The organism is Brucella sp. NBRC 12950 (assembly GCF_030268145.1).
Lineage (GTDB): Bacteria > Pseudomonadota > Alphaproteobacteria > Rhizobiales > Rhizobiaceae > Brucella.
On sequence record NZ_BSQC01000004.1, the window covers coordinates 411069 to 427710 of the forward strand.

A 16642-nucleotide genomic window follows, 5' to 3' on the forward strand; every position below is an offset into this window, starting at 1 on the left:
CGTCTTACTTCAGAAACTCGGTCAGAGCTGCCACAACGCCACGATTGGCTTCTTCCGTACCGACCGTCATGCGCAATGCATTCGGGAAGCCGTAGCCACCTACGCGACGCAGGATATAGCCGCGCTTTGAAAGCCACTCATCCGCCTTATCTGCAGAATGTGCGGAATCTTCCGGGAAATGGAACAACAGGAAGTTTGTAACCGATGGAGTGACGCGAAGCCCAAGCTTGGTGAATTCGTCGGTGAGCCACGTCAGCCATTTTTCATTGTATTCGACCGACTTCACCACATGAGCGCGGTCGCGGATGGCGGCGGCACCGGCAGCGATTGCTGCCGAGTTCATGTTAAAGGGGCCGCGAATACGGTTGACCGCATCGATAACGTGCAATGGCGCATACATCCAGCCGATACGCAGGCCCGGCAGACCGTGAATCTTTGAGAAGGTACGGGTCATGACGACATTTTCGTTCGACGATACCAGTTCAAGGCCGGACTCGTAATCGTTGCGACGAACATATTCTGCATAGGCTGCATCCAGCACCAGCAAAACGTTCTTCGGTAGGCCTGCATGAAGACGACGGACTTCCTCAAAAGGCAGATAGGTGCCGGTCGGATTTGCTGGATTGGCAATGAAGACGATCTTCGTGCGTGGCGTTACACCAGCAAGGATCGCATCGACATCGATGCGTTCATCCTTTTCCTTCACCGTCACAGGCGTTGCACCTGCGCCAAGCGTCTGGATTTTGTAAACCGCAAAACCATGCTCAGTGATGATGGCTTCATCGCCCGGAGCCAGATAGGTCTGGCAGAGCAAGCCAAGCAATTCATCCGAGCCATTGCCGCAGATGATATTGCCGATGTTAAGCCCCTGCGATTCAGCGATTGCCTCGCGCAATGCCTGCGCCTGGCCATCCGGATAGATCGCGAGCGTATCGGCCAGGTGTCGATAGGCTTCAATCGCATGAGGGCTGGGGCCGATTGGGGTCTCATTGGAGGAGAGCTTATAGACCTTTGCAACGCCTTCTACGTGTTCCTTGCCTGGCACATAGGCTGCAATATCGAGCAGGCCGGTCTTAGGCTGGGGACGGGAAAGGTCTTGCGTATTGGTCATGATTTTGGCTCCGCCAAAAGGACTGATGTTAAGGTTGCGTAGCGGGCATAAACCTCTGCCGCGTTCAAGTCGAGAAAAACCTTACTGTGAAAGGCTGTAGCGCTATTTTTTGGTTTCTTTCGATGCGGTTTTTCTCAAACCGCTGACCGGCGTTCCTTGCGGCGCCAGAACAGGCACGAAGACACGGCGAGACGAGCGTTGTGCGACAGGCAGGCCTTGATAAAGGCGTTTCTGCGCTTCGACGACCAGAACACCGGAAAAAAGCGGCCAGAGCTTGCGGCCAATACCTTCAATGGCCATGCATGGACGCATCATCCATCGGCGTTTCACGGGTGGGAAATGCAGCGCATTGCTGATTGTGTTGACGCTGAAATTGGCTTCGCGCAGCAGCGCGGTCAACTGTGTGCGGCTATAAGGGCGACCACTGCCGAATGGTGTGCGGTCGAGACGTGCCCATACGCCGCGCCGGTTCGGCACCACGATGACGAGCCGTCCGTTGGGGGCTAGTACACGCCACATTTCTTTCAGCGTTTCCGAAGCGTTTTCGGCATATTCCAGTGCATGAACCATCAGCACCCGGTCGATGGAAGAATCAGGCAAAGGCAGTTCTTCGTCGAAGACGAGTGCGGTGCTTGATTTGCCCGATGAAGGCCATGCAACGGCACCTTGTCCGGCAGGCATAAAAGCAAAACTTCGCTCGGTATCTGCACTGAAGCGGTCGAGATAGGGGAGGCTATAGCCAAGCCCCACCAGGCGCTCGCCTGGTACACGCGCCCAAAGACCCGAAAGCGCCATGCGAATGGATCGCTCGGCGAGATGGCCAAGGGTGGTTTCGTAAAAGGAACGCAGTTCGATAATGTCCGGATGCATGGCAGGCACGCTATATCAAATCAATGAAATGGCAAATGATTATGCTTCGTCCAATTGTTCGCGAAGTCGCGCAATGCAAAAGGGTGCATTTTTCTGAAAGCATGATATAGAGCGTGCCTTTCAAAGCTTAGTTACGCTTATAAATCAGGAGACGCAGCAGATGCCTCAGGTCGGCGGCAAAACCATTGACGTGCTTTTCAGCCCGGAGGAAATCGCTGCGCGTAATCTCGCGCTGGCAAAAGAGATTGCCGGACGCGATTTTCATAATCTGCTGACGATATCCATCCTCAAAGGCTCGTTCATTTTCGCAGCCGATCTTATTCGTGCAATGCATGATGCAGGTGTTGAGCCGGATGTCGAATTCATCACCGTTTCCAGCTATGGCAAGGGTACGACAAGTACCGAAGTGCGCCTGCTGCGCGATATCGACAGCGATGTAAAAGACCGCGACGTTCTTCTGATCGATGACATTCTCGAATCAGGCAAGACGCTCAAATTTGTGCGTGAGCTGATGATTGAGCGTGGAGCTCGCAGCGTCAGCATTGCTGTGCTTCTCGACAAGAGCGTGCGTCGCAAGGTTGATCTGGATGCCGATTTCGTCGCTTTCGAATGCCCCGACTATTTCGTCGTCGGTTACGGCATGGATGTCGGCCATTCGTTCCGGCAGTTGCCTTTTGTTGGGCATGTGAAAGAGTAGAAACTGGTTTTTAGCGGCTGTTTGTATCAATCGAACTGCAACAGCCGCTGGAGATATTCCTTCTCCATCTGCGGGGTCAGCGCATCGCCAAGCTTACGGCGGATTTCATCGAGAATCTCGCGGGCGCGCTGAATATCGATCTCTCCCGGTATCTTGACACCATCGCCGTCAGACGGACCGTTGTTGCCTTGCTGGCGACCGAGCGGATCACGGCCATTTTGACCATTTCGTCCACTCTGCCCCTGACCATCCTGTCCCATGGCCTGCTGCATCTTCTGCATCATATCGCGGCCACCGCGGCGAAGGGCTTCCAAAGCACTGCCTTGCTGATCGCCTGCTTCCGAGCCTTCATTGCGACCAAGTGCATCGGCTGCATTGCCCATTGATTTTCCTGCGTCGGAGAAATCCTGATTGGGATCAATGCCCATGCCCTTGAGGTCTTCATTGAACTTCTTCAGTTCGTCTTGAAGCGCCTGCTGCTGCTGTTGCAGCTTGCGCATGGCCTCCGCCAGATCTGAAGGCGTATCGCCGGACTGGCCACCCTGACCTCGCCCCTGTTGCGATTCGCCCTGTCCCATAGGGCCGTTATCGCCTGGAAGCTGGTCGTCTCCATATTCGCCTTCGCCGCTGCCATATTGCTGTTGCTGCATCTGCTGATCGAGTTTGAAGGTCTCGTTCATCATCTGTTGCTGGCGGCGCATCAGATCGCCCAGCTTGTTCATCTGCTGCTGCATTTGGTTGGCCTGGCCCTGACCTTGTCCCTGCTGGCCGGGCTGCGCCTGTTGCCCCATCTGCAGATTGTTCATCAGGTCTTGTAGCTGCGACAGAAGCTGTTCGGCCTGATCACGCGAACCCTGACGGGCCAGATTTTCAATCTGATCCATCATGCGCTGCAAATCCTTGTCGGTCAGCATGCGTGCATTCGGGTCCATCGGCTGATTACGGGCATTCGGGTTCTGCTGCTGACGCTGGGCAAATTCACGCAGGAACTGCTGCATCGCTTCGCGCAATTCCGCTGTCAGCTTTTCGATTTCTTCCTGAGAAGCACCATTCTGCAAGGCGTTACGCAGGGCTTCCTGCGCCTGACGCAAACGCCGTTCTGCTGCAGACAGATTGCCGTCTTCAATACCGAGCGCCACCTGCCACATATAATCGGCAGTATCTCGCAAGGAGTCGTCGCTGGTCGCGAGTTTGAGCCGCGTACGGATCGTCACAAGGCCCAGATAGTGGGCGTTGTTCTTAATCGTTTCCTCTGGCCGCAACATCAATGCAGAAAGCATGTCGCGCACATGGTCGCGTTGCGTGGCATCAAGCGCCAGAATACGGCGCTGCTCGGCAACAGCCTTGGCCAGTGGATTGGAGAACGGGCGTTCGGGCAGAGTGATGATCTTTGTTTCGCTGCGTCCGAACTTACCTGCTGCGTCTGTTGCAACAAGTGTCAGCGCCACTTTCTGACCGGCCCAAGGATGCTGGGTCAGATCTTTCGACGTCGTTGCCTCTTTCGATCCACGGCGGGGAAGGGCAAGCGGTAATTCAGGCGCATCATAAAGAGGAGCGGTTTCCTCTTCCTCATGATCAATATCAAGCGGTACGACTTCACCATAGGCCTTGGTGGCACCGTAATCGTCGCTGATCTCATAGCTAAGCTGCAAAGTGCCATTGAGGGCGCGGCCCGGCTCTTTGGTGAAGCGGATTGTCGGCGCATTGTCTGGTGTGACAGCAAATGTCCAGCTGAGATCATTGCCTGAAAGGTTCAGGGTTTCGTCCTGTTGAAGATCGTAGCGGAAGTTGCGGCTGCCATCGACATTGGTCTGCTGTTCAGCCGTTGCATCTTCGCCTTCTTTGGACGCGATAGGCTGTACTTCACGACGATGTCCGGTCGCATCGGTTGCTGTCAATCTTTCAGAACCGCCGCCGATTACGCGAATATTGACGATGCTGTCCTGCGGCACGGTTATAGGCTTTTCGACATTGCCTTCGTCAGCATTGGTGCTGAGGAATACCGGCGCGCGGCCCGTATATTGTGGTGGCGTTACCCAGGCATCGACGCGGGCAACAGCGGTGGCACTACCGGCGCGAATATGAAAAGCATCGGCGATGCGCCCGCTGTTCGGGCTAAGGCTATAGGCGGAGGCGGTCACGAACAGCAGAGCCACGATTGCACGCAGTGCAAAAGGGTCACGTTCAGGAATGTGTGGACGCGGTACGCCTGACTGCAGGTTTTTCAGGCGCTCGGCCATGCGGCGCTTGTGTTCCTGCCAGAGAGCGACTGCAAAAGGATCATTACTGCCAGTCGCCATTTGTCCGGTTTGCACGGCCAAGGGTTCATGGATCAGGCCGTTTACATCTTCAATGCGTGCGGTGATGGCATCTTCATCAGGCAGGCGGAAACGGAACGGCAGATAGAGCGCGACAATTGCCGCCAAAGAAAAAAGGCCAAGCACACCCAGATGAAGCCAGCGCGGCATCAGTGCAAAAAGCCCAAGCCAGCTTAAGCTAGCAAAAAGCGCAATCAATAGAATTAGCGGCAGCACGAGAGGCCAGATTCGCTCGAAACTGATCGTCAGAAAGCTTTGCAGGTGAAGGCGGCGCAGGGCTGCACCTTCGCCGGAAAACAGGCGGAAAAACGCATCGCGCTTGCGGTTTGGCAAGTCTTTGCTGTCTTTTCTCTGTTGTGTCATCGGGTCTTTCTGATGCGTGTAACGCCTATGGTTGTTTCATAGAATAACACGCATCATGGCAAAGGCGAGGCTTTGGTCCCAATTAGAGCGCGTTTCGATCTGATTAAATCAGATCGGCGCTCTAATCATTGTTCTCAACGCGCATCTTTTCCGAAAACCGCTTCACACTTTTCGGGATGCGCTTATAGCCAGTCCGGTACAGAATCGAGTGCCAGAAGCTCTTCATAGGTCCGGCGTGGACGAATGACGTGGTAGCGATCGCCATCCACCAGTACTTCAGGGATCAGAAGACGGCTGTTGTAGGTGCTCGACAGAACTGCGCCATAGGCGCCCGTCGTGCAGACAGCTATCAGATCTCCCGGAGCAGGCTTTGCTACTTCACGGTCAAGGCCGAGATAGTCGCCGGTTTCACAAACAGGGCCGACAAAATCGGCGCGGATGCGTGCGGCATTATCTTTGGTTTCCAAAACTGGCTTGATGTCGTGGAAAGCTTCGTAAAGGGTCGGACGGATGAGATCGTTCATCGCAGCATCAACGATGATGAAGTTCTTGGCGTCGCCTTCCTTCACGAAAATAACTTCCGTCACCAGGAGACCGGCATTGCCGACGATCAGCCGACCCGGCTCGAACACGGTTTTGAGGCCAAGCGGCTTGATATGCTTCGCGACGATTTCCGCATAAGCAACCGGCAGCGGCGGTGGGTTGTTATCGGTACGATAAGGAATGCCTAAGCCTCCGCCAACATCGACGTGGCGGATATTGTGGCCGTCAGTCCGCAATTCCTCAACCAGCTGCGCCATCAGTGCAAACGCATTGTCGAAAGGCTCGAGATCAATGATCTGGCTACCGATATGCATATCAATGCCGACAACATCGACACCGGGCAGGCTTGCTGCACGCGCATAGGCCTGCCGGGCTTTTACGCGTGGAATGCCGAACTTGTTTTCGGACTTCCCGGTTGAAATCTTGGCATGGGTCTTGGCATCGACATCCGGATTGATGCGCAAGGATACAGATGCAACCTTGCCCGCCTTGACTGCGCGGGCGGAAAGAATTTCCAGCTCCGGTTCGGATTCGACGTTGAAGCAGTAGATGCCTGCTTCCAGCGCAAAATCCATTTCATGCGGTGTTTTGCCAACACCGGAAAACACGATCTTGTTGGCAGGAATACCGGCAGCTAAGGCACGGCGGATTTCGCCTTCCGAAACCGTGTCAGCGCCTGCGCCGAGCTTGGCGAGAGTCTTGAGAACAGCCAGGTTCGAATTGGCCTTCAACGCGTAAGTTACCAGCGTTTCCATATCCGCAAAGGCTTCGCTGAAGACGCGGAAATGGCGCTCGATCGTGGCGCGCGAATAGACGTAAAAAGGCGTGCCGACTTCTTTTGCGATTTCGGGCAGGCTTACATTTTCGGCGTGGAGAACGCCGTCGCGATATTCAAAATGATTCACGGGAAACAGTCCCTGCTTGATAAGCTATTACAGAATCTTGTCGAGGATGAAGGGCTTGTCTTCCTTCGGTTTCTCGACCGTGCGACCCTGTTCATTGGTGATGAGCTGTGCTGGCGGTGGCTCAAGCGGGCCTTTTCGTCCGCAAGCGGCAAGAGTGGCTGCAAGAGCGGCGATCAGAAGCACGGAGGAAATGGCGGAGCGGCCTGTCATCAGCTTTGGTTCCCGGAATTTGTCCTATGGGTCAGGTCTAACCCAAAATATCTGAAAGTGAAATCACTCCTTCACGAGCGATCTCACTAACATGCTCAGCTTACGCCTTTGTAATGCGCTTTTTCCAATAACGGATCTGGCGGCGCACTTCCTGTGGCGCTGTTCCGCCAAAAGACTGGCGGCTCTTGACCGACTTCTCAACCGTCAGATAGCCGAAGATCGCATCGGTAATACCCGGATTGATTGACTGAAGGTCTTCTAGCGAAAGCTTGGAAAGATCGACCTTCTTGCTTTCGGCCAGAGCCACAGCGCGGCCCGTCACATGGTGGGCGTCACGGAAAGGAAGGCCAAGCTCACGCACCAGCCAGTCGGCAAGATCGGTTGCGGTCGAATAACCCGAACCTGCAGCCTTCTTCATGCTTGCAACATTGATGGTCAAGTCACGCACCATGCCGGACATGGCGGCAATTGCGAGTTCCAGATTTTCGGCAGCGTCGAAAACCTGTTCCTTGTCTTCCTGCATATCCTTGGAATAGGCGAGCGGCAGACCCTTCATGATGGTGAGAAGGGCAACTAGCGAACCGTTGATACGGCCGGTCTTGGCGCGGACCAGTTCGGCAGCGTCCGGGTTCTTCTTCTGCGGCATGATCGACGAGCCGGTCGAGAAAGCGTCGGACAGGCGCACGAAATTGAACTGCGGCGTCGACCAGATGACGATTTCTTCGGCAAGGCGTGACAAGTGACCCGCGCAGATGGCTGCGAGCGACAGAAATTCCAGCGCGTAGTCACGGTCGGAAACGCTGTCGAGCGAGTTGCGGGTTGGTTCACGGAAACCGAGCGCTGTCGCTGTCATGTGGCGATCAATCGGGAAGCCGGTTCCAGCAAGCGCTGCCGCACCCAAAGGCGATTCGTCCATGCGTTCAATCGCATCGCGTACACGAGACAGATCGCGGCCAAACATTTCGACATAGGCCATGCAATGATGACCAAAGGTGACAGGCTGCGCGGTCTGTAGATGCGTGAAGCCCGGCATGACGGTGGCGGCATGTTCTTCTGCGCGCTCAAGGAAAGCCTCGATCAAGCCTTTAAGAGCCACGGCAGTCTTCTGCATTTCCTGCTTGACCCAAAGGCGGAAATCAACAGCCACCTGATCATTGCGCGAACGGGCCGTGTGCAGACGTCCTGCAGAGGCGCCAATCAGATCGGCGAGGCGCGCTTCGATATTCATGTGAATGTCTTCAAGCTTGCGCGAGAAGGTGAATTTGCCGTCCTCGATTTCCTTGAGGATGGTTTTCAGGCCGTCTTCGATCTTTTTGTGATCGTCTGCCGCAATGATGCCAGTCTTTGCAAGCATGGCAGCATGGGCGAGCGAGCCCTGAATATCCTGCGCATAGAGCTTGCGGTCGAAGCCGATGGATGCGTTGATCTCTTCCATGATCGCATCGGGCCCTGAGGCAAAACGGCCGCCCCACATCTGATTGCTTGATTTTTGTTCGCTCATGCTCGTATGCCTCGGATGCAAGACTACCGCATCGGCTCAAAATCGGAATCGATTTTGGAAAGCACGATGCGTAGATTAAACAAGTGAGAGCGTCCTTTGTGCATCCAATTGGATGCACGGCGCTCTAACGGAAAGTGACGCGCTATGGCTGAAGACAACGTTAAGGCAAAGTCAGGCAATCGGAAGATTGTCCTTCTTGCTGCACTTGCCGGTGTCGTCGCCGGTATAGGCGCGGTATACGTGATGGAACGGCCTTCTGGCAATGCACCCACTAGCAATGTTTCTGCGCAAAGTGATGAAGCTTCTGCACAATGTGCGCTAAAGGCCGATAGTCTCAAGAGCCTTGATGCTGCGGCAACCGGAAGCGTTGCTGCCATGCGGGCTGCTGAAAAGCCGATTTCTGTTGCCCATATCGCTTTCACTGGCCCCGACGGCAAGCAGATGACGCTGGGCGATTATAAGGGCAAGACGCTTCTCGTGAACCTCTGGGCGACCTGGTGTGCGCCGTGCCGCGAAGAGATGCCCGAGCTTGATAATCTTCAGGCTGAGAAGGGCGGAAGCGATTTTGATGTCGTCGCGATCAATATCGATACTGGATCGGACGAGAAGCCTAAAAAGTTTCTCGAAGAGATCGGCATCAAGAGTCTGAGCCTCAACCGCGATGCCACCATGTCGAGCTTCAATGAATTAAAGCGCAAGAATCTGGCTTTTGGCCTGCCGGTAACATTGCTGGTCGACAAGGATGGCTGCCAGATTGCGTCAATGAATGGTCCGGCTCCATGGGATAGTCCGGATGCGATCAAGCTGATTGAAGCTGCGCAAAAACTTTAGATAGACAATTATACCGTTCGGTGGCTTCCTCTTCTTGAGAGAGGAAGTTACCCATGAGCATTGAAGTCTGGCTGGCATTTTCTGCCGCATCCATTGTGCTTCTGATTATTCCGGGACCAACGGTTTTGCTGGTGGTATCCTATGCGCTCGGGCAGGGCTGGAAAGCTGCTCTCCCCATGGCAATTGGCGTGGCACTTGGTGATTTTACCGCCATGACGCTTTCCATGCTGGGCGTCGGTGCGCTTCTCGCCGCGTCAGCGACGGTATTCACTGCGGTTAAGTGGCTTGGTGCTGCCTATCTCATCTGGTTGGGTATCAAGTTGTTTCGTGCCGGTGGCACAATGGACGCCAAGGCGCGGCACGATGAGGTCAAGCCAGTGCGGATGCTGCTTCATGCTTGGCTGGTGACGGCGCTCAACCCCAAAAGCATTACGTTTTTCGTCGCTTTCCTGCCGCAGTTCTTGAGCCCGCATCGTGATTTCATGACGCAGATGCTGGTCTTTGAAACCACGTTCCTTGTGCTGGCATTTCTCAATGCCTTTGCTTATGCGCTGATTGCCACACGCGCCCGTCGCTTCTTTGCCAATGAGCGCGCCCTTCGCATCTTCAATCGGGCAGGCGGAACGATGTTGATCGGTGCTGGTATTGCGACAGCCTCGATCCGATCAAGCTGATTTAAAGCCGGAGCGTTTTAACTGGACGATCGCCAGTTCAAGGGCGGAAAGAAATGCTGAGCGGTCTTTTGGCGAAAATGGCGCTGGTCCACGCGTTGTTTCGCCTGCCGAACGCAGCGAATCCATCAGATTGCGCGTTGCGAGTGTGTTGCCTATCGTGCTCGGCGTGTGAACTTTGCCATTGGGTGCGATGACCGATGCGCCCATTTCAATCGAGCGGCTTGCCAGCGGGATATCAGCGGTGATGACGACAATGCCGGGGCGGGAATTTTCAGCAATCCAATCGTCAGCCGCATCAAGCTTGTCGGATACAATGACACGTTCGACGCGTTCTGCATCGCGCGGGATGGCAATATAGCTGTTGGCCACGAGCACAACGGCCAAGCCGTGCCGTTCGGCAACGCGGTAGACTTCCGCCTTTACCGGGCAGGCGTCGGCATCAACAAAAATGCGGATTGTGTCGTTCTGAATATCCATGCCGTTTCATAGGCAGAAGCGAGGCATTTGGCAAATTGATCGCAGCAATCAGATTTATGCGATAGCGCAATTCTCAGAACCGGATTAGAGCAGGCGCCAAAGAAAAGAGTTTCTGATCATGGCTACCCGCTTTTTCCCCCTCATGTTTGTTCTGCTCTGGGCCACCGGCTTCATCGGGGCTGGGCTTTCTATGCCCTATGCAGAACCATTCAGCTTTATGGCGGTGCGGTTCTCCATTGCAGCTCTCATCATGATTATCTGGGCTTTGGCCAGCCATAGTGTCTGGCCGAGGGGCAAAGTGCTGATGCACGCAGCCATCGCAGGCTGCCTGATCCATGGTGTTTATCTCTCTGCACTTTTCTGGGCCGTGCATCATGGGCTGCCAGCAGGCATGTCGGGGCTTGTCGCTGGTCTTCAGCCGATGCTGACCACGTTGATTGCAGCGCTTCTTTTAGGTGAGCGGGCCAGCGGGCGGCAATGGCTGGGGCTGCTTATCGGCTTTCTTGGTGTTGCTATGGTGGTGTGGCCGAAATTTTCAGGCCATAGCGGTGTCGATCCGCAAAGCCTGGCAGCAGCACTAGTGGCGGTTCTTGCGATCAGCACGGGTACGGTGTGGCAGAAGCGTTTTGGTACCGCAGCGGATCTTAAAACCGGGACGGCGGTGCAATATATCGCAGCAGCCGCGCTTACCGCGATCTGTGCTTTCACTTTTGAAACCCGCGTTATGATCTGGTCGCCTCAGCTCATCTTTGCGCTGGTCTGGCTGACACTGGCGATTTCCATCGGTGCTATTTTGGCACTGCTGGTGATGATCCGCGAAGGAGCGATGTCAAAAGTTGCATCGCTTTTCTATCTGGTGCCGGGGACGGCGGCTGTCATGGCCTATCTGATTTTCGGTGAAACGCTAGGCCCGATTCAGATCGCGGGCATGGTTGTGACAACGCTCGGTGTCGCACTCACAACCCTCCGCAAATAGCTATTCTATATTGAGTTCGGGCTGCTGCTCGCGCTTGCGGAAGTTCATGATCGCCGCGTTGATTTCCGCTCCGATGATGAAGATTGCCGAAAGCATATAGAGAAATACGATTGCCACCATGATCGAAGCAAGGCCTGCATAAGTGGTGACGTAATTTGCAAAAGTTTCGAGATATTTTGCAAAGGCTGTTGCAGCGGCCAGCCACGCAACCAGCGTGATGCCGATGCCGGGGAGAATATCGCTCAAGCGGCGTTTTCCTGCAGGCAGCCAGATATGCACGATGAAAAGCGCAAGCACCAGAACGATCACTGCAATCGTATAGCGCCAGATGGCGATTGTACCTGTAAATGGTGCGATGTCTGGAAACCATTGCTCAGCCAAACGCACGGCAAGCGGTGCGAGAACCAGCAGAAAGCTAATTGCCATCAGGCTGATTGTGCCAATAAGCACGAAGCCCAAGCTTTGCAGACGGCAGAAAATAATCGAACGCTGGTCGATCACGCGATAGGCGCGGTTGAGCGACATGCGTAGTGCTTCCACGCCATTGGAGGCAAAATATGCAGCAGCGATCACACTCAACGTCAGGAGTCCGCTACGCTGAACCGTCAGAACGTTCATCACTTCGTTGGCGATGGGGCCTGCAATATTCGACGGCCACATATCGAAAATGACATGCACCGCATTATTGGCAAATTCCTTGGTGCCGAGAAAGCTGGCGAGTGACGTTGCAAAGATCAGAAACGGGAACAGCGCCATCAGCCCGGACAGAGCAATGTGCGAGGCAAATGCCCAGCCATCGTCGCTACTGAAATGCCCATAAACATCGAAGGTGATCTGACGGAGAAAACGCCTTACTTTTCGCATCCGCAGATTTGTCCCTCTCAGTTCAGTTATTTGAATTCAAGGCCTTAAATCTAGTATCGAATTCGGAAATGCAAGGGGTGGGCTGTTTTAAACCTTTTGCGAATCAAGCACTCTGGCCAAAATCCTGCCTTAGGAAACAAGCCATGGTCTCACAAAATGCAAAGCGCAGCATCCTGATAACGGGGTGTTCTTCCGGCATCGGGGCCTATTGCGCAAGCGCCTTGCATCAGGCTGGCTGGCGCGTGTTTGCCACCGCGCGGAAAGATGAGGATATCGCAGCACTCAAAGCCAAAGGCATTGAGGCTTTCTATCTCGATTATACCGAACCGCAGTCGATCGAAGCGCTGGTCGACGAAGTCTTGCGTGCAACGGATGGCAGGCTGGACGCGCTTTTCAACAATGGCGCCTACGCACAGCCCGGCGCCATTGAGGATCTTCCCGTTGAAGCACTGCGTGCGCAGTTCGAGGCCAACTTCTTCGGCTGGCACGATCTGACACGCCGCATCATTCCGGTAATGCGTGCGCAGGGGCAGGGTCGGATTGTGCATTGTTCATCAATCCTCGGGCTTGTGCCGATGAAATGGCGCGGTGCATATGTTGCCTCGAAATTCGCGCTGGAAGGGCTGATGATGGCTCAACGCATGGAGCTGGAAGGCTCCGGCATTGAGGTGTCCATGATAGAGCCGGGACCGATTGCCTCGCAGTTCACCTATAATGCGGCCATGCATGCGCGCGCCAATATCGATCTCGAGCATTCCGTTCATCGCGAGTTATATCAGCGACAGATGGCAAAGCTTGAAAGCGGTGGTACAAAATCAAAAAACAAGCTTGGCCCCGAAGCGGTTTACGCGGTACTTGTGCATGCATTGGAGGCGCCTAAGCCGCGTCCGCATTATGCGGTTACGCGACCGGCTAAACTGGGTATTCTTGCACGACGCCTAATGCCGTCACGCTGGCTTTACCGAATGCTGTCCGACCAGTCTTGAATTAAAAAAGTACGGCGGATTATGGGAGAGAACTAAATGGACTTTCTGTTCAAAGCTGCGGCCATGGTGGCCATGTTCGCCGTGGCGATTGTGCTGATTATTGGCCTGCGCAATATGATGCGCGGTGGTGATGGCAACTTCTCCAACAAGATGATGCAGCTGCGTGTCTTTCTGCAGTTTATCGCTGTGGTTCTGATCGTGGCTGCCATTTATTTTGCGCGCCAGAAGAGTGGACAGTAACTATGGTCAAGCTCAACAAGATTTATACTCGTACGGGTGATGATGGAACCACTGGCCTGACCTCGGGTCCGCGCAGGCTGAAATCTGATTTGCGTGTGGAAGCTTACGGTACGGTCGACGAAACCAATGCCTGTATTGGTCTGGTTCGGCTGCATACGGAGGCTGCTGATTATATGCATATCGATGTTATGCTCATGCGCATCCAGAATGATCTGTTCGATCTTGGTGCCGATCTTTCAACGCCCGATGACGGTGAACCGCTTTCCTATGAGCCGCTGCGTATTGTTGCCTCGCAGGTTACACGGCTTGAATCCGACATTGACTATCTGAACGCGGATATTCCGCCGCTGCGCTCGTTCATTCTGCCGGGAGGTTCTGCTGCTTCTGCTGCGCTGCATCTGGCACGCACCGTGTCGCGTCGTGCGGAACGGTTGATGGTACAGCTTGCAAAGACCGAAGGCGAAGTGGTTTCAAAGGAAGCGTTGCAATATATCAACCGCCTCTCCGATTTTCTGTTTGTTGCCGCCCGCGCCGTCAATGATAACGGCGCGAAGGATGTTCTTTGGGTGCCGGGCCAAAACCGGTAGGCATTGCCGTGATGCCGGTCTGCAAATGGCGTTCTGGTTGCGCTTCGGTGCTCACTTACTTCAAGTAAGCTCCGCTCCGATGCTCAACAGATCACCATTTTCGCTACGGCCTGACGACAATGCGCGTCGCGGATGGTTTCAGACACCGCGCTTATTGCCCCAGATCAGCACATGAAGCTGGGGCAGAACGTGGGCCTCAAACCAGCGATCTGCCATCACCTTGTCGATCAGCCATTCCATGCGGCTCATGATGCCGTCCATGTCGATGCGGGCATCGTCATCTTCGGGCCCTGGCGGTGTGTGATTGCCGGGCTGGAGGTAGACGGCCAAATGCGGATGACGAGCCGACGCTGCCTTTGCAAAGGCATAATCCGCATCATCGAAAACCACGAATTTCAGCACTGTCTTTGGTGCCGGTCCCGCAGCATCAATCGATGCAGCAAGCGCGTTCCAGTCCGTATCCATGCCGCTTGAGGGCGGTTTTGGGCTCAGAACAAGCGTATCGAGCCTGGAAAACCAGTCCTTTGCCACCGATCCCTGTGTTTCCAGTGCAAAGCGATAACCTTGCGTGTGACCATGATCGATCAGTGGTCCCAAAGGCTGAATAGCTGGATTGCCGCCAGAAAGTGACACTGTTATTGGCTTTTTTCCAGAAAGTATCGTCACTTCATGCCAGATGGCATCAATACTCATCGGTTTCCAGTCATGGCGAAAGCGGCTTTCAACAGCATGCAGACTGTCACACCATGCGCAGCGGTAGTCGCAGCCGCCCGTGCGCACGAAAACAGTCGGCTCGCCGCTCAACACACCTTCGCCTTGAATGGTAGGACCGAAAATCTCGCTGATGCGGATTTCGGAGCTTTTTTTCATGACCGGCTCGTGGGACGATACTCCGCCCATGTCTTTGGCGTTTCGCTGATCCTTACCGCTGTGACTTCCTGCCAGCGTGTCTGGCACCACTCATAAAGATGGCGCGCCAGAAACTCTGCCGTCACGCAATTATGTCCGAGTACATCGTTGAGATGGCGGTGATCGAGCTCATCATCGATATAGCGCTTGAGTGGCGCCAGCTCGTGATAATCACGCACGAAGCCATGCTCATTGAGATCGGCTGAAGACAGTTCAACTTCAACGATGTAATTGTGCCCGTGCAGCCGCGCACATTGATGATCGGCGGGTAATTCTGTCAGCTGATGAGAAGCGGAGAAATGGAATTCCTTGGTGATACGAAACATCAGGCGCTCCTTTTCTCGATTGCGGCACGCCAGAAATCTGCATCCTCATAGTGGGTAGGATCTGTGACGCCCGCCAGATGGAAAGCCTCGCGACGTTCGACACAGGTGCCGCAACGCCCGCAATGATGTTCGCCGCCCTTGTAGCAGGACCATGTTGCTTCAAACGGTGCCTTGTATTTTACACCATCCGAAACGATGTCGCTTTTTGACTTGTGCACATAGGGCGCAAGCACCTGAATATCGGCATATCCTTCCAGCGCATGGTTCTGCATGGTCTGGAAAGCGTCGATAAAGCCGGGACGACAATCGGGGTAGATGAAGTGGTCGCCACCGTGAACGGCAAGCGCCACGGCATCGGCCTTCTGGGCTGCAGCCACGCCAAAGGCGATGGCCAGCATGATGGCGTTACGGTTGGGAACGACGGTGATTTTCATCGTTTCCTCGGCATAGTGACCATCGGGAACATCGACATCATCTGTCAGAGCCGAGCCGGTCAGACTGGCGCCAATCGGGCGGATATCGATGATCTGATGTGGAACATTGAGCCGCTTTGCGCAGGCTTCCGCGAAGCTCAATTCCTTCTTATGCCTCTGGCCGTAATCAAAAGAGATCAGGCCAGTGAGCTGTTGTTCCGCCGCGATTTTATGCGCGAGCGAAACGGAGTCCAATCCGCCGGAGCAGATGACAAGCGTCTTCATAGTTTAAGTCCTTGTTTTGACCGGGTAGGCTGCGACCGGATGTTTACGCGGCTCTCCTACCGCATGAGGAAGGGCTTGTAAACGCCACGAAAATGCGAGGAGACATGCGTGAAGGAAAGGCATCAAAGCGCATTGGGTGGATGAGATAGGGCTTGATGCGTGTTAGTGCGAAATTGGAATGACTATCTGTCAGAATATATTCATTTAAATCGATATTGCCGGCCATCCGCGATTGACGCGCACGTCAACCGTCTTTAGGTTTCGTGCCGGTTCCTGATGTTGCGGGGAAGTGCCGGTTTTAACGGCGTTTCTGTCAGCAACGTTTTCATGTCGGATTCTGACATGCGGGCAAAGATTCACGGCGGCATAGTCGTGTCGCAAAAGTCATTGAAGAGGTAATCGCGGATGAAAGTCCTTGTCGCAGTAAAGCGGGTTGTAGATTACAACGTAAAGATCCGTGTTAAGGGAGATGGTTCGGGCGTTGAGCTTGCAAACGTCAAGATGTCGATGAACCCTTTTGACGAGATCGCGGTTGAAGAAGCGATCCGTTTGAAGG

The 16642-nt window shown here is 54.4% G+C and carries 18 protein-coding genes and 1 pseudogene; 8 read left to right on the forward strand and 11 right to left on the reverse strand.

Annotated features, from left to right (window positions below; translation table 11 throughout):
- Positions 1-4: 4 nt before the first annotated feature.
- Positions 5-1111, reverse strand: a complete 1107-nt coding sequence (gene hisC / locus QSJ70_RS09350; protein WP_007872074.1) for a histidinol-phosphate transaminase — start codon at positions 1109-1111, stop codon at positions 5-7.
- A 102-nt stretch (positions 1112-1213) separates the two neighbouring features.
- Complete coding sequence (locus QSJ70_RS09355) at positions 1214-1981, reverse strand: class I SAM-dependent methyltransferase (RefSeq protein WP_079212392.1); 768 nt, start codon at positions 1979-1981, stop codon at positions 1214-1216.
- A gap of 160 nt (positions 1982-2141) precedes the next feature.
- On the opposite strand from QSJ70_RS09355, the gene hpt reads away from it, so the two are divergent.
- Positions 2142-2678 carry a hypoxanthine phosphoribosyltransferase gene (gene hpt, locus QSJ70_RS09360; protein ID WP_007872070.1) on the forward strand — a complete coding sequence of 179 codons (537 nt, stop codon included), beginning with the start codon at positions 2142-2144 and terminating at the stop codon, positions 2676-2678.
- 26 nt (positions 2679-2704) lie between these two features.
- Here hpt and QSJ70_RS09365 read toward each other — a convergent pair whose 3' ends face one another.
- The 4 genes from QSJ70_RS09365 to argH form a co-directional block, all read right to left on the reverse strand.
- Positions 2705-5359: a TIGR02302 family protein gene (locus QSJ70_RS09365; protein ID WP_285535914.1), complete on the reverse strand. Its 2655-nt coding sequence runs from the start codon at positions 5357-5359 to the stop codon at positions 2705-2707.
- A gap of 182 nt (positions 5360-5541) precedes the next feature.
- A complete protein-coding gene (gene lysA, locus QSJ70_RS09370; protein WP_285535915.1) occupies positions 5542-6807 on the reverse strand; it encodes a diaminopimelate decarboxylase in 1266 nt (421 codons plus the stop codon).
- Between the two features lie 27 nt (positions 6808-6834).
- A complete protein-coding gene (gene lptM / locus QSJ70_RS09375) occupies positions 6835-7017 on the reverse strand; it encodes an LPS translocon maturation chaperone LptM (RefSeq protein ID WP_007872064.1) in 183 nt (60 codons plus the stop codon).
- Positions 7018-7117: 100 nt separating this feature from the next.
- Positions 7118-8518, reverse strand: a complete 1401-nt coding sequence (gene argH, locus QSJ70_RS09380; protein WP_113485655.1) for an argininosuccinate lyase — start codon at positions 8516-8518, stop codon at positions 7118-7120.
- Between the two features lie 144 nt (positions 8519-8662).
- Between argH and tlpA the strand changes: the two genes are divergently transcribed.
- Both tlpA and QSJ70_RS09390 read left to right on the forward strand, forming a co-directional pair.
- The gene (gene tlpA, locus QSJ70_RS09385) at positions 8663-9349 is read left to right on the forward strand and encodes a thiol:disulfide interchange protein TlpA (RefSeq protein ID WP_105518992.1); all 687 of its coding nucleotides are present in this window, start codon (positions 8663-8665) and stop codon (positions 9347-9349) included.
- Positions 9350-9402: 53 nt separating this feature from the next.
- Positions 9403-10023: a LysE family translocator gene (locus tag QSJ70_RS09390; protein WP_064322140.1), complete on the forward strand. Its 621-nt coding sequence runs from the start codon at positions 9403-9405 to the stop codon at positions 10021-10023.
- Here QSJ70_RS09390 and QSJ70_RS09395 read toward each other — a convergent pair.
- Positions 10015-10500, reverse strand: coding sequence for a YaiI/YqxD family protein (locus tag QSJ70_RS09395; protein ID WP_007872054.1), 486 nt, complete (start codon positions 10498-10500; stop codon positions 10015-10017). The genes QSJ70_RS09390 and QSJ70_RS09395 overlap by 9 nt on opposite strands.
- A gap of 118 nt (positions 10501-10618) precedes the next feature.
- Here QSJ70_RS09395 and QSJ70_RS09400 point away from each other — a divergent pair, with 118 nt between their 5' ends.
- Positions 10619-11476 carry a DMT family transporter gene (locus QSJ70_RS09400; protein ID WP_112807201.1) on the forward strand — a complete coding sequence of 286 codons (858 nt, stop codon included), beginning with the start codon at positions 10619-10621 and terminating at the stop codon, positions 11474-11476.
- Here QSJ70_RS09400 and QSJ70_RS09405 read toward each other — a convergent pair whose 3' ends face one another.
- A complete protein-coding gene (locus QSJ70_RS09405; protein ID WP_064322137.1) occupies positions 11477-12340 on the reverse strand; it encodes a YihY/virulence factor BrkB family protein in 864 nt (287 codons plus the stop codon).
- Between the two features lie 143 nt (positions 12341-12483).
- Here QSJ70_RS09405 and QSJ70_RS09410 point away from each other — a divergent pair, with 143 nt between their 5' ends.
- From QSJ70_RS09410 to QSJ70_RS09420, 3 genes are read left to right on the forward strand one after another with little or no spacing between them, the layout of a single operon-like run.
- Positions 12484-13326, forward strand: coding sequence for an SDR family oxidoreductase (locus tag QSJ70_RS09410; protein ID WP_194778944.1), 843 nt, complete (start codon positions 12484-12486; stop codon positions 13324-13326).
- Between the two features lie 36 nt (positions 13327-13362).
- Positions 13363-13566: a twin transmembrane helix small protein gene (locus tag QSJ70_RS09415; RefSeq protein ID WP_064322135.1), complete on the forward strand. Its 204-nt coding sequence runs from the start codon at positions 13363-13365 to the stop codon at positions 13564-13566.
- 2 nt (positions 13567-13568) lie between these two features.
- Positions 13569-14153 carry a cob(I)yrinic acid a,c-diamide adenosyltransferase gene (locus QSJ70_RS09420; protein WP_285535924.1) on the forward strand — a complete coding sequence of 195 codons (585 nt, stop codon included), beginning with the start codon at positions 13569-13571 and terminating at the stop codon, positions 14151-14153.
- A 138-nt stretch (positions 14154-14291) separates the two neighbouring features.
- Here QSJ70_RS09420 and queE read toward each other — a convergent pair whose 3' ends face one another.
- From queE to queC, 3 genes are read right to left on the reverse strand one after another with little or no spacing between them, the layout of a single operon-like run.
- Positions 14292-15053, reverse strand: a complete 762-nt coding sequence (gene queE / locus QSJ70_RS09425; protein ID WP_285535926.1) for a 7-carboxy-7-deazaguanine synthase QueE — start codon at positions 15051-15053, stop codon at positions 14292-14294.
- On the reverse strand, positions 15020-15388 hold the full coding sequence (gene queD / locus QSJ70_RS09430; protein WP_285535928.1) for a 6-carboxytetrahydropterin synthase QueD: 369 nt from the start codon (positions 15386-15388) through the stop codon (positions 15020-15022). Before queD ends, queE begins: the two co-directional genes overlap by 34 nt.
- Positions 15388-16086 carry a 7-cyano-7-deazaguanine synthase QueC gene (queC, locus tag QSJ70_RS09435; RefSeq protein WP_112807211.1) on the reverse strand — a complete coding sequence of 233 codons (699 nt, stop codon included), beginning with the start codon at positions 16084-16086 and terminating at the stop codon, positions 15388-15390. The genes queD and queC overlap by 1 nt, the downstream gene beginning before the upstream one ends.
- Positions 16087-16491: 405 nt before the next feature.
- On the opposite strand from queC, the pseudogene QSJ70_RS09440 reads away from it, so the two are divergent.
- Positions 16492-16642: pseudogene (locus tag QSJ70_RS09440) on the forward strand (electron transfer flavoprotein subunit beta/FixA family protein); the annotation flags it as partial.

What these genes read in the sequence shown, in the direction of transcription:
- hisC (WP_007872074.1), bottom strand. Translation starts at nt 1,111, where the DNA reads ATGACCAATACGCAAGACCTTTCCCGTCCCCAGCCTAAGACCGGCCTG.
- QSJ70_RS09355 (WP_079212392.1), bottom strand. Translation starts at nt 1,981, where the DNA reads ATGCATCCGGACATTATCGAACTGCGTTCCTTTTACGAAACCACCCTT.
- hpt (WP_007872070.1), top strand. Translation starts at nt 2,142, where the DNA reads ATGCCTCAGGTCGGCGGCAAAACCATTGACGTGCTTTTCAGCCCGGAG.
- QSJ70_RS09365 (WP_285535914.1), bottom strand. Translation starts at nt 5,359, where the DNA reads ATGACACAACAGAGAAAAGACAGCAAAGACTTGCCAAACCGCAAGCGC.
- lptM (WP_007872064.1), bottom strand. Translation starts at nt 7,017, where the DNA reads ATGACAGGCCGCTCCGCCATTTCCTCCGTGCTTCTGATCGCCGCTCTT.
- argH (WP_113485655.1), bottom strand. Translation starts at nt 8,518, where the DNA reads ATGAGCGAACAAAAATCAAGCAATCAGATGTGGGGCGGCCGTTTTGCC.
- tlpA (WP_105518992.1), top strand. Translation starts at nt 8,663, where the DNA reads ATGGCTGAAGACAACGTTAAGGCAAAGTCAGGCAATCGGAAGATTGTC.
- QSJ70_RS09390 (WP_064322140.1), top strand. Translation starts at nt 9,403, where the DNA reads ATGAGCATTGAAGTCTGGCTGGCATTTTCTGCCGCATCCATTGTGCTT.
- QSJ70_RS09395 (WP_007872054.1), bottom strand. Translation starts at nt 10,500, where the DNA reads ATGGATATTCAGAACGACACAATCCGCATTTTTGTTGATGCCGACGCC.
- QSJ70_RS09400 (WP_112807201.1), top strand. Translation starts at nt 10,619, where the DNA reads ATGGCTACCCGCTTTTTCCCCCTCATGTTTGTTCTGCTCTGGGCCACC.
- QSJ70_RS09405 (WP_064322137.1), bottom strand. Translation starts at nt 12,340, where the DNA reads ATGCGAAAAGTAAGGCGTTTTCTCCGTCAGATCACCTTCGATGTTTAT.
- QSJ70_RS09410 (WP_194778944.1), top strand. Translation starts at nt 12,484, where the DNA reads ATGGTCTCACAAAATGCAAAGCGCAGCATCCTGATAACGGGGTGTTCT.
- QSJ70_RS09415 (WP_064322135.1), top strand. Translation starts at nt 13,363, where the DNA reads ATGGACTTTCTGTTCAAAGCTGCGGCCATGGTGGCCATGTTCGCCGTG.
- QSJ70_RS09420 (WP_285535924.1), top strand. Translation starts at nt 13,569, where the DNA reads ATGGTCAAGCTCAACAAGATTTATACTCGTACGGGTGATGATGGAACC.
- queE (WP_285535926.1), bottom strand. Translation starts at nt 15,053, where the DNA reads ATGGGCGGAGTATCGTCCCACGAGCCGGTCATGAAAAAAAGCTCCGAA.
- queD (WP_285535928.1), bottom strand. Translation starts at nt 15,388, where the DNA reads ATGTTTCGTATCACCAAGGAATTCCATTTCTCCGCTTCTCATCAGCTG.
- queC (WP_112807211.1), bottom strand. Translation starts at nt 16,086, where the DNA reads ATGAAGACGCTTGTCATCTGCTCCGGCGGATTGGACTCCGTTTCGCTC.